Here is a 14,858-nt window from a genome sequence, read left to right as displayed (position 1 = left end):
CCAATCGGTACTGGCCAGGAAAGACTTCACGCAAAGCATGAGCCGAAAGGGAAACTGCTGGGACAACGCAGTGGCTGAGAGCTTCTTCGCTACGCTGAAAAGGGAAGAAGCATTCAGTGCATATCCCAGTAAACGACATGCTCAACTAGCCATCGCCAGCTATGTTCATGGTTTTTACAACAGCTGTCGGCTGCACTCCGCCCTTGGCTACCGTTCTCCGAACGAATATGCCAAGAGCTTAAGGCAGAAGGCTAAATAGCCAGCTTTTTGGCGTCCGTTGTCACGGGACAGGCCCATGGTTACTTTTTGATGCTTCAAAAAGTGACCCGCCGTAAGGGCGGAAAGGTGAATAAGCGTCACTATCGCAAATGGATATACTCACAACCGTCAAACCAACCAACTAACCAACTAACCAACTAACCAACTAACCAACTAACCAACTAACCAACTAACCAACTAACCAACCGCATTATCATGCCCCGAACGACCATTACCAACTCCGACCAACCAAAACCAGCCATGTAACGTCCATACTCCAGTCAATCCAGCTCCTCGCCCCCCCAAGCCCCTGAACCTGGCAAGGCAACTGACTGTAGCCGGCGAAGAAATCAGGATTGTCACAGATGTTCCGGGCCATTGTTCGCCCCCATGGGCCAAAGGCCTACCAACCTGACCGCATGATCAACGGTTGTAACGGATATCCCGGTGTCGCCCCCAACAAAGCGCCATGGCCCCGCCCCCGCTCTACTGGCAGCACAACCACGACGGCGCAACCGGATTGCACCGCACATGCCCAGGCTGCCTAGACCACCGGAGAGCACAGTGATGTCCATCCCCCATGAGGTCCCCCCCGCCACCCTGCGCCGGGTGATCGCCGCCTCGGCCATCGGCAACTTCGTCGAATGGTTCGATTTCGCCGTCTACGGCTTTCTCGCCACGCTGATCGCCAGCCAGTTCTTCACCGGCGAAAGCGAGAGTGTCGCCCTGCTCAAGACCTTCGCCGTGTTCGCCGTGGCGTTCGCCCTGCGCCCGCTGGGTGGCATCGTGTTCGGCGCGCTGGGCGATCGCCTGGGGCGCAAGCGCATCCTGTCGTTGACCATCCTGCTGATGGCCGGCTCCACCACCTTGATCGGCTTGCTGCCGACCTACGCCAGCATCGGTGTGCTGGCCCCGGTGCTGCTCACCCTGGCGCGCTGCCTGCAAGGATTTTCCGCAGGCGGTGAATACGCCGGTGCCTGCGCCTACCTGATGGAGCACGCACCGAGAGACCGGCGCGCGTTCTACGGCAGCTTCGTGCCGGTGTCGACCTTCTCTGCCTTCGCCTGCGCAGCGGTGATCGCCTACGGGCTGGAAGCCAGCCTGTCACCGGAGGCGATGAACGCCTGGGGTTGGCGCGTACCGTTCCTGATCGCCGCGCCGCTGGGGCTGGTGGGGCTGTACCTGCGCTGGCGCATGGAAGAGACCCCGGCGTTCCGCCAGGCCCTGGCCGAAGGCAAGCAACACAACCACTCGCCGCTCGGCGACACCCTGCGTCACCACGGACGCACCATCGGCAAGCTTGGCGCATTCATCTCGCTGACGGCGCTGTCGTTCTACATGTTCACCACCTACTTCGCCACCTACCTGCAAACCGTCGGCCAACTGAGCCGCGCCCAGGCGCTGCTGGTGTCCACCGTGGCGCTGCTGTTCGCCGCCGCCGGCTGCCCGCTGGCCGGGGCGCTCAGCGACCGGATCGGGCGGCGGCGGACCATCGGCGTCACGTGCATCTGGGTGATGGTGGCGGTATTCCCGGCCTACTGGCTGGCCAGTTCCGGCTCGTTGTCGGGGGCATTGCTGGGGGTGATCCTGCTGGCGGTCGGCGCGTTGATGAGCGGTGTGGTCACCGCTGCGTTGCTGTCGGAGTGCTTCCCCACCCGCAGCCGCTACACCGCCTCGGCGATCACCTACAACCTCGCCTACACCCTGTTCGGCGGCACCGCGCCGCTGGTGGCGACCTGGTTGATCGAGCAAAGTGGCAGTCGGCTGGCGCCGGCGTTCTACCTGGTGGTGATTGCATTGCTGGCATTGGTGGGCGGGTTGGCGCTACCGGAAACATCGCGCGTTTCGCTGCATGATGATGCGATTGATACAGACGGCCGTGAGGTCGAGCAACAAACGGTTTGAGGCTGTACATCATTGGGGCTGCTTTGCAGCCCATCGCCGGCAAGCCGGCTCCTACGGATCGTATCCATCTGTAGGAGCCGGCTTGCCGGCGATGGGCCGCAAAGCGGCCCCAGTCTCTTGCTCAACGCAGGTCGAAACGGTCCAGCTCCATCACTTTCACCCAGGCCGCGACGAAGTCCTTGACGAACTTGTCGTTGCCATCGCTGCTGCCGTACACCTCGCTCAGGGCGCGCAGTTGGGCATGGGAGCCGAACACCAGGTCGACCCGACTGCCGGTCCACTTCACCTGGCCGGTCTTGCGATCACGCCCTTCGAAAGACTCGTTGTCCGCCGAGGTCGGCTTCCACTCCACGCCCATGTCCAGCAGGTTGCGGAAGAAGTCGTTGCTCAACGTGCCGGGCTTGTCGGTGAACACCCCGTCCTTGCTGCCGCCATGGTTGGCACCCAGCACGCGCAGGCCACCAATCAGCACGGTCAGCTCCGGCGCTGTGAGGGTCAGCAGCTGGGCCTTGTCCAGCAGCAGCTTCTCGGCCTTGACGCTATAGCGGTCCTTGCTGAAGTTGCGGAAGCCATCGGCCAACGGTTCGAGTACCGCGAACGACTCGACATCGGTCTGCTCCTGCGTGGCGTCGACACGGCCAGGACGGAACGGCACGCTGATGCCGGCGGCCTTCTCCACGGCGGCGCTGCCAGCCAGCACGATCAGGTCGGCCAGGGAGATCTTGTTGCCGCCCTCACTGCGGATTTTCTCCAGCGCCGTCAGCACCTTGTCCACGCCCTGGTTGGCTTTCCAGTCCTTCTGCGGTGCCAGGCGCAGGCGCGCGCCGTTGGCGCCGCCGCGCTTGTCCGAACCGCGGAAGGTCGAAGCCGAGGCCCAAGCGGCAGACACCAGTTCGCCGACACTCAGCCCCGAGGCCAGAACCTTGGCCTTGAGCGCGGCGATATCGGCATCACTGGGCGCAGGGCCTGCCTTGGGCAGTGGGTCTTGCCACAGCAGTTCTTCATTGGGCATTTCCGGGCCGAGGTAGCGCGCCAGCGGGCCCATGTCGCGGTGGATCAGCTTATACCAGGCACGGGCAAAGGCATCGGCGAGCTGGTCGGGGTTGTCCTTGAAGCGCCGGGCGATGGGTTCGTAGATCGGGTCGAAGCGCAGCGCCAGGTCAGAGGTGAGCATCGACGGGGCATGGCGTTTGGACGGGTCGTGGGCGTCCGGCACAGTGCCTGCGCCCTTGCCGTCCTTCGGCCGCCACTGATGGGCGCCGGCCGGGCTCTTGGTCAGCTCCCACTCGAAGTTGAACACGTTGTTCAGGTACTCGTTGCTCCACTTGGTCGGGGTGGAGGTCCAGGTCACCTCCAGGCCGCTGGTGATGGCATCGCCACCCTTGCCGGTACCAAACTTGTTGGCCCAGCCCAGGCCTTGGAGCTCCAGCCCTGCGGCCTCGGGTTCGGCGCCAACGTTGTCGGCGGGGCCGGCACCGTGGGTCTTGCCGAAGGCATGGCCACCGGCGATCAGGGCCACGGTCTCTTCATCGTTCATGGCCATGCGGCCGAAGGTTTCGCGAATATCCTTGCCCGAAGCGACCGGGTCGGGGTTGCCTTCCGGGCCTTCGGGGTTGACGTAGATCAGCCCCATCTGCACGGCGGCCAGGGGGTTTTCCAGGTTGCGCTCGCCGCTCAGGTTGCGGCCCTGTTCTTCCGGGCGCTTGGCCGGTTCGGCCACCAGGTCGCCCTTGCCCGGGGCCTCGGCCTTGCCGTAGCGGGTGTCACCGCCCAGCCAGACCTTCTCCGAACCCCAGTACACGTCCTCGTCGGGCTCCCACACGTCGGCGCGGCCACCGGAGAAACCGAAGGTCTTGAAGCCCATCGACTCCAGCGCGACGTTACCGGTGAGCACGATCAGGTCGGCCCAGGAAATCTTGTTGCCGTACTTCTGCTTGATCGGCCACAGCAGGCGCCGAGCCTTGTCCAGGCTGACGTTGTCGGGCCAGCTGTTGAGCGGGGCGAAGCGTTGCTGCCCGGAGCCTGCCCCGCCACGACCGTCACCGATACGGTAGGTGCCGGCGCTGTGCCAGGCCATGCGGATGAACAGCGGGCCATAGTGGCCGAAGTCGGCCGGCCACCAGTCCTGGGAGTCGGTCATCAGGGCGGTCAGGTCCTTTTTCAGGGCCTGGAAGTCCAGGCTCTTGAACGCCTTGGCGTAGTCGAAGTCCGGGTCGGGGCTGGACTTGGAGGAATGTTGATGGAGGATCCTGAGGTTCAGCTGGTCGGGCCACCAGTCACGGTTGCTGGTGCCGCCACCGGCGGTTTGATGGAACGGGCATTTCGATTCGTTCGACATCTGCTTCTACCTTTGGGTCGGGTCGGTTCAGATTTGCGGGCGCGTTTCCAGGCGCCATGCCAGGTGTTCGATCAGCCGAGCCATTGGGCTCACGCCTACCCCTCATCAGGTGTGGTCGGTCTGTGCCGACATAGGCTCGCCAGGGTGTCGCGGCGGTGCGGGCAAGGGGGTTGCCCGCGGCCACACCGGCACCCACCGCGACGGCTTTTCGCGGGGCCAGGGGAAAGACTAGACGAGCTTGGCCAGAGGTCTAATAGAAGCGCTATTGGGGGGTGATAGCGTGGCTCTGTCAGATGCCGCACGTTCGCGCCGCTTGCCTTGGACAGCGGTGCGACAACGTTGTGACCGGACTAATGGAAATGATCCCTTGCCTGATCACGCAGCTTTTCATACAGCGGTGGGTAGTACACCAGTTCGCGCTGCCAAGGTCCCCACCAGGCCGTGCGCAGCACGCCGACCAGGAAGATGGCCATCAACCCCAAGCCGGACAGCCCCGTGTACTCCCACAACAACAGCCCCAGCGTGGCGACACCTTGGGTCACACCGATGCAGGCATCGATCACCAGCAAGACAGCCAGGCCGAACGTCAAGGAGCCGACCTGCAGTTTGTGCGCTTCGAGCCTCTCATACAGCTGAGCCTGCTCCTGGTAACGCGCCCAGGCGAACTCATTGTTCTCGCGGATGGCGAACTCTTTGAGCTTGTAGCACGGCACATAGCCACGACCGGCCTCATCATCACGATGATCATCGAGCTTGTACCAGGGAAACAGCCTGCCTAGCACCCTGAAGAATTGCGCGAGCATTGGAATGACCAGTGACACCAGCAGCGAGAAAAAGGCCACGCCAACCAGAATGGCGCCGGCATGCTCCCAGGCCTCCTTGACGGTCAGCGAGAAGCTGAACAGGTCGCGTTTGGCGAAAATCGCCAGTGACGCATCCAAAAACAGCACCACGTAGGTCAGCTTCAATCCCCACCTGAGTTCCCACGCCTTGTCGATGAAGTTTGCCGAAAAATCGGAAAACGCGCTGTCGGAACGAACAGCCTCTTTTGCATCCGCCAAAATCCATATCTCCATCTGCATCCATCAGTAGGGCCTCGCGGCGCAATAACGCCACGGTCGGACGCCACTTTAACCGAGCGCACAGCGCATGGGTGCAAGCGGCCCAGCGCCAACTGTGCTTGAATCTGCGACTTCCTCCCGTCAAGGCTTCCTGCATGAACCGCAACGACCTGCGCCGCGTCGACATGAACCTGCTGGTGGTGTTCGAAGCGCTGATGATCGAACGCAATCTGACCCGCGTCGGCGAGAAGCTGTTCATCACCCAGCCCACCGTCAGCGCCGCCCTCGCCCGCCTGCGCGACTTGTTCGACGACCCACTGCTGATCCGCAACGGCCGGGCCATGGACCCCACTCCCCGGGCCATGCAGATCTTCAACGAACTGGGCCCGGCGATGGACGTGATTTCGGCGGCGATCAGCCGGGCCAAGGCGTTCGACCCGACCAACAGCAGCAACGTGTTTCGCCTGGGCTTGTCGGACGACGCCGAGTTCGGCCTGTTCCCCAGCCTGCTCGAGGCGCTGCGCGAAGAAGCGCCGCAGATCAGCGTGGTGGTGCGCCGCGCCAACTTCCTGCTGATGCCCGGCCTGCTGGCCTCGGGCGAGATCTCGGTAGGGGTCAGCTACACCACCGACCTGCCGGCCAACGCCAAGCGCCGCAAGCTGCGCGATATCGGCGTGCGGGTGCTGCGCGCCGACGACCGCCCCGGCCCGTTGACCTTGGATGAATACTGCGCGCGCCCGCATGTGATGGTGTCGTTCTCCGGCGACATGAGCGGCAATATCGACCTCGATCTGGCGCGTATCGGCCGCTGCCGCAAGGTGGTGCTGGCAGTGCCGCAGTTCGGCAGCCTGCGCGCGCTGCTGCGCAATACCGAGATGATCGCCACGGTGCCGGACTACGCCGCCTGTGCCCTGGCCGACGACGGCCTGCTGCGTGCCGACCCGGCGCCGTTCGAGGTCAACGAGGCCGAGCTGTCGATGGCCTGGAGCAGCGCCCACGACAACGACCCGGCCGAACGCTGGTTGCGCGAACGCATCCTGCAGTTCATGGGCGAAGCGCGCTGAACCATCAACCTTGTCGATAGCCACCATGCCTGCCATCGAGTTCCGCAGGTGGCAGGGTGTGGGGAGAATGGCCCCATTCGCACATCGACGAGGCCTTACCCATGAAAACCGGCATGATCGCCGCCCTGCTGGCCCTGCTCGCCACCCTCACCGGCTGCGCCAGCCCGCAAGGCGCGCAACCCTACGGGCATTTCTACGCCGCCACCGAGTTGTCGAATGTCACGCTGGGCCACGGCCAGCAGGTGGCTGTGCTGCTGGGTCGTGATAGCGCCGCGACGCTCGACTATTTGCAGCGCCATCGTGACCAGGCCAGCGCTGATGCAGCCAAGGGCACGCCGGTGGCGACCCTGGGTGGCAGCCAGGCCTATGAATGGTTGGCTCGGTCCCTGGCCCAGGCGTTCGCCGAGGTGACTTTCTATGAAGACCTCGACACCCTGCTGGCGGATCGGCCCGATGTGATCGTGCTGCTCGATACCCGCAGCACGCTGGCCAGTGCCGCTGGCGCGGATATCCAGGCCAGCGTGGTGGCGCGGTTCTTCGATGGCCAACTGACCTATATCGGCCGCGCCGAAGGGCTGGCGCGCAAGCCGGCCGAGGGTGCCGACCTGGAGCATCAGCTGGATGAGGAACGGGCAGTGCAGGCCGATGCGTTGAAGCAGTTCGATGCGTCGTTGAAGGTATTGATGCAGGGGGCTGCCTAGGGTTCGGCAGGCTTGGCCAATCGCCGGCAAGCCGGCTCCACCCAAAACCTTGCACGGCACCGTGTAGGAGCGGCCTTGTGTCGCGAAAGGGCTGCATCGCAGCCCCGGCAATTTTGAATGCCACAGAGAAACCTGGGGCCGCGTTGCGGCCCTTTCGCGACACAAGGCCGCTCCTACAAAAACTGTGCAAGACAGTTGTTCCCACAGTGATAGCTTCGAACCTTGTGGGAACCGGCTTGCCGGCGATTGGGCCCGATCAGGCACCATCGCTGAGTGATCAGGCCTGCCTCATTCAGCCACGATGGTCTGCAACCGCTGCCACAGCCGCTGCACATGCTCGAGCTCGGTCGGCAGCGCCCCCACCGACACCCGCACCATCCAGCGGCCGTTCAGGGTGGCCGGGGTGACATAGGCATCGCCCGACGCATTCAACCGATCCGCCCAGGCACGGGTATGGGCATCCAGCGCCTCGCCTTCCAATCCACTCGGGCGGTGGCGAATGCACAGGGTCTGCAACTGCACCGGTGCCAACAGTTCCCACTCGCCTGAAGCCTCGACCTGCTCGGCCAGCCAGCGGGCATTGTCCAGGTCGCGGCGCAGACGCTGCTGCAACGCCTCGACTCCTTCGCTGCGCAGCATGAACCACAGCTTCAACGCGCGGAACCGGCGCCCCAGTGGGATGCCCCAATCGCGCAGGTTCTTCACCTCGCCATCCACCGCCGATTGCAAGTAACTGGGGTTGGTGCTCATCACCCGGATCAGGTGCTGCGGATCGCGCACGTAGTAGATCGAGCAGTCGAAGGCCACGCCCAGCCATTTGTGTGCGTTGACCACCACCGAGTCGGCCAGCTCGATGCCATCCCACATCCAGCGGCACTCCGGCAGAATCATCGCAGAGCCGGCCATGGCCGAGTCGACGTGCAGCCACAGGCCGTGGGCCTGGGCGATTTCGCCGACCGGGCGCAGCGGGTCGAGGGCCGTGGTGGCGGTGGTGCCGGTGGTGGCGACTACCGCGCAAGGCTGGTTGCCGGCGGCCAGGTCCTTTTCGATGGCTTCACGCAGCGCTTCGGGGCGCATGGCGAACTGCTCGTCGGTGGCGATCAGGCGGATGTTGTCGCGGCCGAAACCGGCCAGCAACGCAGCCTTGTCCACCGAGCTATGGGCGTGGGCGCTGACGTACACGATCAACGGCTTGGCCTGGGATTGCAGGCCGCCGTGCACCTGGGCGTGGTCGGTGGCCCGTTCGCGGGCGCAGATCAGCGCCACCAGGGTGCTGGTCGAGGCGGTGTCCTGGATCACCCCGCTCCATTGGTCGCTCAAGCCGAGCAACTGGCGCAGCCAGTCCAGCGTGGTTTCCTCCAGCTCGCTCAGGGCCGGGCTGGACTGCCAGGAAAGACCAAGCACGCCAAGGCCGGTGCTGAGGAAATCACCCAGCACCGAAGACAAGGTGCCGTTGGAGGGGAAGTAGCCGTAGAAATCCGGGTGCTGCCAGTGGGACAGCCCGGGCATGACCAGCTTGTCGACATCAGCGAGGATCGCTTCGAACGGCTCGCCTTGTTGCGGAGCAACCTGCGGCAAGGCGGCCTTGAGGTAACCGGGTTGGACCTGAGCCATTACCGGCCGCTCGGCCACGGTCTGGCGGTAGTCGGCGATCAGGTCGATCAGTTGGTGGCCGTATTGGCGGAATTGTTCGGGGGTCACAGGTGGGCTCCTTGAGGGTTGCGGTGAAGCCATAGGCCTTATCGCGGGGCAAGCCCGCTCCCACGCCCGTGGGAGCGGGCTTGCCCCGCGATGGCGCCGGTACAGGCAACACAGTGGCAACCAGTCTAGGCGCTCGCCATCCGCCGAATAACCCCGCTTCGCGCATAGCTGCTATGGCAAAGGCGCATGCCCGCCCTGCACACCGAACTGCGACTGGCGCCACAGCTCGTACACCCGATTGCGCAACCAGCGATGCTCGGCCGAAGCCTGCAAGCGCTGGTGCCAGACCACCCAATAGCGTTGGGTGTGGGCAACGAAACCCAATGGCCGCCAGGCCAGGCCATGCAACCTCGCCAGTTGCCGGGCGATATGCTCGGGCACCGTGGCCAGCGCCTGGCCGTTACCGATTACCTGCACCATGGCGCTGAAGAACGGCACCTCCAGGCTGATCCGCCGTTGCAGGCCCTGGGCCCGCAGGTGGCGGTCGATGAAGCTGTCCTTGTCGCCGCCGCCGGACACCCGCACATGCTTGAACGCCAGGTAGTCGGCCTGGCTCAGTTCGGCGCGGTCAGCCAGTGGATGATCATGACGCATCAGGCACACCGCCTGGTCCTCACCGAGCAGTCGACCGTGCAGGTTGGGCGGCGATTCGTCGAACAGCGTGGTGGCCAGGTCGATTTCGCCACTGGCCAGCATGGCGTACTGCCCGGCCTGCCAGGCGCGGTATTCCAGCGACACGCCCGGTGCCTCGCGCTCCAGCGCCGCCACCAGGTGCGGCAGCATGTGCTCGGCCACATAGTCGGAGGCGGCCAGGCAGAAGCGCCGCTCGCAGCGGGCCGGGTCGAAGGCCGCCGGCTGGCGCAGGGCGTTGAGTTCGTCGAGCACCTGGCGCAACGGCTCTACCAACGCCTCGGCGTGCTCGCTGAGTACATAGCCACGGCCCTGGCGCACCAGCAACGGGTCGTCGAAGGCTTCGCGCAGGCTATTGAGCTGACGACTCAGGGCCGACTGGCTGCAACCCAGGCGCTCGGCGGCGTGGCTGAGGTTCTTCAGCTGCAGCAGGCAATCGAGGGTGCGCAGGTGGGCGAGGCTGAGGGAGGCGAAGGTGGGGTGCATCGGGGTTCGGCTCCGGGTCTCGGGCGAGGGCTTTGCCCTTGTATCGCGGCCGGTCCGACGCATCGGCAAGGCCGCTCCTACAGGAGATCATGGATTCCTGTAGGAGCGGCCTTGTGCCGCGAAAGGGCCGCAAAGCGGCCCCAGATCAGGTCAGTCAGTCAGGCCGACATAGACGTTCTGCACGTCTTCGTTCTCGTCGATCGCTTCGAGGAACGCTTCGACCTCGGCCAACGCCTCGGCGCTCAGGCTGGCGGCGCTTACCGGGTTCTTCGGGGTGTAGCCGATCTTCGCCGAAGTGACGGTGAAGCCGTGCTCCGGCAGGGCCTTCTGCACGGCATCCAGGTCGGTGGTATCGGTGATGAACAGGGTCGAACCTTCTTCTTCACCCTCTTCGAAATCTTGAGCACCGGCTTCGATGGCGGCCATTTCCGGGTCGGCGTCACCTTCCGGGGTGGCCTCGATCAGGCCGACGTGGTTGAAGTCCCAGGCCACCGAACCGCTGGCACCCAGCTGGCCCTTGCGGAACAGCACGCGGACCTGGGCCACGGTGCGGTTGACGTTGTCGGTCAGGCACTCGACGATCAGCGGCACCTGGTGTGGGGCGAAGCCTTCGTAGCTGACCGCATGGTACTGCACGGCCTCGCCGTCCAGGCCGGCGCCTTTCTTGATCGCGCGCTCTAGAGTCTCACGGGTCATCGAGGCTTTCTTGGCCTGGACGATGGCCAGCCGCAGGCGCGGGTTCATGTCCGGGTCGGCGCCGGATTTGGCGGCGATCTGGATCTCCTTGGCCAACTTGCCCATGATCTTGCCCTTGGCGTTGGCCGCGGTCTCTCTATGCTTGGCTTTCCACTGTGCGCCCATGTCAACTCTCTTGTTTCAAGGGCCGGTTCAGGAAGCGACCGGCCAAAAGTGGGGAGAGTTTATACGCCCTCGGGCGGGTGATCGACAAGAAATCGCGTCGACTTCATCGCCGGCAAGCCGGCTCCCACAGGTTCTGCGCCCAATTCTGTAGGAGCCGCGGATTCAGCCCTTGTCGGCCTTGCCCGCCGCCGCCGCGAACTTGGCCAGGCGCACATCCAAGCGTCGCGGCCTGACGCCTCGGTCCTCGGCGTGCTCCTTGCGCCGGATGGCATTGCGCACCATCAGCGAGCCCAGGTAGCGAATCGGCTCCGGCGGGAACCACCCCAGCGGCCCCTTGACCAGCGGCGAGCGGGTCCAGGGGTTGTCCAGCCCGAGGGCCAGCGACGACAGGATCTGCCCGCCCATGTGGCACGGCCCTACCCCGCTGCCCGAGTAACCGAAGCCATAGAACACGTTGCCCTGCCCGTCGAGCCGGCCAAAGAACGGCAGGCCGGTCACCGAACGGTCCGAGGGCCCGTTCCAGCTCGCCGCCAACGGCACATCGGCCAGGGCCGGGAAAAAGTCAGCGAGGCTGTCGCGCAACAGCGGCTGGTAAGGCGATGGCTGGTCGAACACCGGCAGCATGCGCCCACCGTAGGCGAACGTGTTGCCACCCTTGCCGAGCATCAGCCGACCGTCCGAGGTGTTGTGGTAGTAGTGCACGAAAATCCGTGAATCGAGCACGCTGACGCCGCTGTCCAGGCCAATCTGGCGCAACAGTTCCGGGCACGGCTCGGTGATCACCATGTCGCTGGAGACGATCGCCACGCTGCGCTCGAACTGCGGGAAGGCTCGGGCCATCCAGGCATTGAGGCCCAGCACCACACGGTCGGCGCGGACGGTGCCGGTGCGAGTCCGCACCTGCACCGGCGCGCCATGTGCGAGGCCGGTCATGGCCGTGCCCTCATGGATACGCACGCCACGCGCCAGGGCCACCCGCCGCAAACCCCGCACCAGCCGCCCCGGTTGCACCGTGGCGGCGGCCGGCGAATACCAACCCTCCAGGTGACGGGCAGAGCCTGCCAGGCGCTGCATCTGCTCAAGCGGCAGGCGCTGGAACGAGTTGATGCCTCTTTGCTCCAGCGCCGCGATCACCGCATCGGTACCACCGACCTGGGCCGGGTTGGTGGCGGTGTACAGCGTGCCGTCCATGCGAAAGTCGCAGCGGATGCCGTTGCCGGCGCAGAACTCGCCGATGGCCGCGATGCTGCGTTCCGACTCACGCACCAGGCGCACGGCCTCTTCAACACCGAACAACCGCTCCAGGGTGAAGTACTTGGCCGACCAGGACAGTGCGCAGCCGCCGTTGCGCCCGCTGGCCCCGGCGCCGCAGATATCGGCCTCGATCAGCAGCACGTCCAGCTGCGGCGCTTGTTCCTTGAGCATCAACGCGGTCCACAGCCCGGTGTAGCCGCCACCGACGATGCACACATCGCAACGTGCATCGCCTTGCAGCGGTGGGCAGACGGCCTCGTCTTCCTGGTCCAGCGCCTGTTGCAGCCAGAACGGTCTCATCGCTTTGCTTTCCTTCAAGTGCGCAGTGGCTTGATTGCCATGCCGGTGTTGGGGGCCACGTCATTGGCCTGGGGAGTGCTGGCCGGGCGGCTGTTCCAGTGCGGCAGCAGCACCAGGGCGGAGAACAACGCAGTGCCGGCGAAGACGATGAACACCGTGACACTGTCGAAATAGCCTGGCAGCAAGCCGCCGAGCACCGCGCCCACCGAGCCGCAGCCGTTGACGAAGCCGGCCGCGGTGGCACCGGCCTTGGCGGTGCCGAAATCGATCGCCGCCGCGCCGCTGATCATCGAGTCCGGTCCGTACAGGGTCAGGCCCATGACGAACAACAGGGCCACCACCAGCACCACGCTGCCGCTGTGCATCGCTGCCATGAAGCCGGCCAGGGCCACCGTCAGCAGCAGCAGGCTGATCACGCAGGCCGGCATGCGCCGGGCGCCGAACAGCTTGTCGGAGGCCAGGCCGATGATGATCGGGCCGAGCAGCCCGGCCAGTTCGAAGGCAGTGGGGATGATCGCCGCGCCAACCTTGCCCACCGAGGGCATCTGCTCGAAGACGATCACCGGCCCCCACAGCAGGATGGCGTAGCGTGCGGGCTTCAACATGAAGTAGGCCAAGCCCAACGTGAGCACCGTGCGGTTGCGTAGGATCTCGCGCAGCGGCGCCCAGACGCTGCACAGGTTACTACCCGGGGCCATGCTCTGCGGCTCCGGCTCCACCGCCGGCAGGCCGACATCCTCGGGTTTGTTGCGCTGGAAGACGAAGAACAGCACGGCGACGAAGGCCACCACCGCGGCACTGGAGAAGAACGCTGCATGCCAGGTGCCCACCAGGGTGTAGGCCCACCAGCCGGCGAATGGTGAGGCGACCAGGCCGCCGAAGGCGTAGCACGAGCTCCACAGCCCCAGCACCCGCCCACGTTGCGACGCGGGGAAGAAACTGCCGATGTTCTTGCACAACCCCGCCCAGCCCGTGGACTGCGCCAGGCCCTGGATCAGCATGCAGGTGGCGAAGATCGGGAAGGTCGCGTAGCTGCCCATCACCACCGCCGCAACGGCCGAGATCAACAGCCCACCCAGCACCACCACACGCGGGCCGAAACGGTCGGCGAGCATGCCCCAGGTGAACTGGCCCACGGCATAGGCGGCCAGGTAGATCGCGTCGAGGTTGGCCATGGCGGCCTTGTCGAGCATGAACGTCGGGTCTTCGCCGATGCCGAGCTTGGCCACGGAGAAGGCTTTGCGGGTGAAGTAGAAGGCGGCGTAGGCCAGCCAGGTGATCGCGAAGATCTGCATGCGCCAGCGCTTGATGGCGCCCAAGGATTGATTCATTTGTCTCTGACCTCTTGCTTGAGTGTGCCGGCAGAATGTGAAGAAACGCCTGTCTTGTTCTTGTGGTGCGCACTGCGTGACGGAGGGACGTCACTTGGTCAGATGGCCCGGTGGTCTGGCGTGACCAGGGCGGGGCCATGGCCCTGGGCGGTCGCTTGTGGCGGCGGCATCGGGTTGAAACACATGGAAACAGCTGCTGACTGATAAATAAAATCGATTTATCGTATTTCACACATAAGCCCAGCTTTTCACTGGAGTGCACATGTCGGTCTCCCACGCTCAACTCAAAGCCTTCCACGCCGTCGCCGAGCAAGGCAGCTTCACCCGCGCGGCGCAGAAGCTGTTCCTCACCCAGCCGGCGGTGTCCGACCAGGTGCGCAAACTGGAGGAGCGCTTCGGCGTGTTGCTGTTCCATCGCAACAAGCGCTCGGTGCAGTTGACCGACCTGGGCGAACGGCTGCTGGGGGTCACGCAGCGGCTGTTCGCCTGCGAGGCCGAAGCGGTGGAGCTGCTGCAGGACTCGCGTGCCTTGCACACTGGCAGCCTGACACTGGCGGTGGACGCGCCGGTGCATGTGCTGCCGCAGATCGCGCGTTTTTGCCAGCGCTATCCGGGGATCCAGGTGAAGATCGAGACAGGTAACACCGACGAGTCGCTGGCGCGGCTGTTCAGCTACCAGGCGGACCTGGCGTTGCTGGGGCGGGATGTCGACGATGAGCGGCTGTATTGCGTGCCGATGCGCCGTGACCCGATGGTGGCGTTCGTGTCGCACCAGCATCCGTGGGCCAGCCGGGGTTCGATCAGCCTGGCGGATTTGGATGACACGCCGCTGGTGTTGCGCGAGCCGGGGTCGGTGACGCGCCAGACGCTGGAGGAAGAGATGCTGCGCGCGGGCCTGCGCATTCGGCCGGCGATCCAGGTGGAGGGGCGGGAGGCGGCGCGCGAAGCGGTGGTCGTGGGGATCGGGG

Annotated in this window: 12 protein-coding genes; 5 read left to right on the top strand and 7 right to left on the bottom strand. The window is 65.0% G+C overall.

Translation table 11 applies throughout. From position 1 onward, the window contains the following. Both IX761_RS26570 and IX761_RS26565 read left to right on the top strand, forming a co-directional pair. Positions 1-259, top strand: a 259-nt coding sequence (locus IX761_RS26570) for an integrase core domain-containing protein (protein WP_194791938.1), incomplete at its 5' end; no start/stop codon positions are given. A 566-nt stretch (positions 260-825) separates the two neighbouring features. Beyond that, entirely contained in the window at positions 826-2,163 is a 1,338-nt protein-coding gene (locus tag IX761_RS26565; RefSeq protein ID WP_194792447.1) for an MFS transporter, read from the top strand. Between the two features lie 121 nt (positions 2,164-2,284). Here IX761_RS26565 and katG read toward each other — a convergent pair whose 3' ends face one another. Both katG and IX761_RS26555 read right to left on the bottom strand, forming a co-directional pair. Continuing rightward, positions 2,285-4,501 (bottom strand): catalase/peroxidase HPI, encoded by a 2,217-nt coding sequence (gene katG, locus IX761_RS26560; RefSeq protein ID WP_194792446.1) that lies wholly within the window; start codon positions 4,499-4,501, stop codon positions 2,285-2,287. Between the two features lie 350 nt (positions 4,502-4,851). After that, entirely contained in the window at positions 4,852-5,577 is a 726-nt protein-coding gene (locus IX761_RS26555) for a hypothetical protein (protein ID WP_194792445.1), read from the bottom strand. A 140-nt stretch (positions 5,578-5,717) separates the two neighbouring features. Here IX761_RS26555 and IX761_RS26550 point away from each other — a divergent pair, with 140 nt between their 5' ends. Next, on the top strand, positions 5,718-6,626 hold the full coding sequence (locus IX761_RS26550) for a LysR family transcriptional regulator (protein ID WP_194792444.1): 909 nt from the start codon (positions 5,718-5,720) through the stop codon (positions 6,624-6,626). Between the two features lie 101 nt (positions 6,627-6,727). Beyond that, entirely contained in the window at positions 6,728-7,327 is a 600-nt protein-coding gene (locus IX761_RS26545; RefSeq protein WP_194792443.1) for an ATPase, read from the top strand. Positions 7,328-7,615: 288 nt separating this feature from the next. Here IX761_RS26545 and IX761_RS26540 read toward each other — a convergent pair whose 3' ends face one another. From IX761_RS26540 to IX761_RS26520, 5 genes are all read right to left on the bottom strand, one after another. Next, the gene (locus IX761_RS26540; RefSeq protein ID WP_194792442.1) at positions 7,616-9,028 is read right to left on the bottom strand and encodes a DOPA decarboxylase; all 1,413 of its coding nucleotides are present in this window, start codon (positions 9,026-9,028) and stop codon (positions 7,616-7,618) included. 171 nt (positions 9,029-9,199) lie between these two features. Next, positions 9,200-10,144: a LysR family transcriptional regulator gene (locus IX761_RS26535; RefSeq protein ID WP_194792441.1), complete on the bottom strand. Its 945-nt coding sequence runs from the start codon at positions 10,142-10,144 to the stop codon at positions 9,200-9,202. Between the two features lie 150 nt (positions 10,145-10,294). Then, positions 10,295-11,005: a YebC/PmpR family DNA-binding transcriptional regulator gene (locus IX761_RS26530; protein WP_194792440.1), complete on the bottom strand. Its 711-nt coding sequence runs from the start codon at positions 11,003-11,005 to the stop codon at positions 10,295-10,297. 162 nt (positions 11,006-11,167) lie between these two features. Beyond that, positions 11,168-12,559, bottom strand: coding sequence for an FAD-dependent oxidoreductase (locus tag IX761_RS26525; RefSeq protein WP_194792439.1), 1,392 nt, complete (start codon positions 12,557-12,559; stop codon positions 11,168-11,170). A gap of 14 nt (positions 12,560-12,573) precedes the next feature. Further along, positions 12,574-13,890, bottom strand: a complete 1,317-nt coding sequence (locus IX761_RS26520) for an MFS transporter (protein ID WP_194792438.1) — start codon at positions 13,888-13,890, stop codon at positions 12,574-12,576. A gap of 262 nt (positions 13,891-14,152) precedes the next feature. Here IX761_RS26520 and IX761_RS26515 point away from each other — a divergent pair. Then, positions 14,153-14,858, top strand: a 706-nt coding sequence (locus IX761_RS26515; protein ID WP_194792437.1) for a LysR substrate-binding domain-containing protein, incomplete at its 3' end; no start/stop codon positions are given.

It is taken from the genome of Pseudomonas sp. UFMG81 (genome assembly GCF_015354575.1).
GTDB lineage: Bacteria > Pseudomonadota > Gammaproteobacteria > Pseudomonadales > Pseudomonadaceae > Aquipseudomonas.
This window is presented reverse-complemented; position numbering and strand designations above follow the sequence as displayed.

Bases quoted from the DNA above. Each gene is read 5' to 3' on its own strand.
- IX761_RS26565 (WP_194792447.1), top strand. From the start codon at position 826: ATGTCCATCCCCCATGAGGTCCCCCCCGCCACCCTGCGCCGGGTGATC.
- katG (WP_194792446.1), bottom strand. From the start codon at position 4,501: ATGTCGAACGAATCGAAATGCCCGTTCCATCAAACCGCCGGTGGCGGC.
- IX761_RS26555 (WP_194792445.1), bottom strand. From the start codon at position 5,577: ATGGAGATATGGATTTTGGCGGATGCAAAAGAGGCTGTTCGTTCCGAC.
- IX761_RS26550 (WP_194792444.1), top strand. From the start codon at position 5,718: ATGAACCGCAACGACCTGCGCCGCGTCGACATGAACCTGCTGGTGGTG.
- IX761_RS26545 (WP_194792443.1), top strand. From the start codon at position 6,728: ATGAAAACCGGCATGATCGCCGCCCTGCTGGCCCTGCTCGCCACCCTC.
- IX761_RS26535 (WP_194792441.1), bottom strand. From the start codon at position 10,144: ATGCACCCCACCTTCGCCTCCCTCAGCCTCGCCCACCTGCGCACCCTC.
- IX761_RS26530 (WP_194792440.1), bottom strand. From the start codon at position 11,005: ATGGGCGCACAGTGGAAAGCCAAGCATAGAGAGACCGCGGCCAACGCC.
- IX761_RS26525 (WP_194792439.1), bottom strand. From the start codon at position 12,559: ATGAGACCGTTCTGGCTGCAACAGGCGCTGGACCAGGAAGACGAGGCC.
- IX761_RS26520 (WP_194792438.1), bottom strand. From the start codon at position 13,890: ATGAATCAATCCTTGGGCGCCATCAAGCGCTGGCGCATGCAGATCTTC.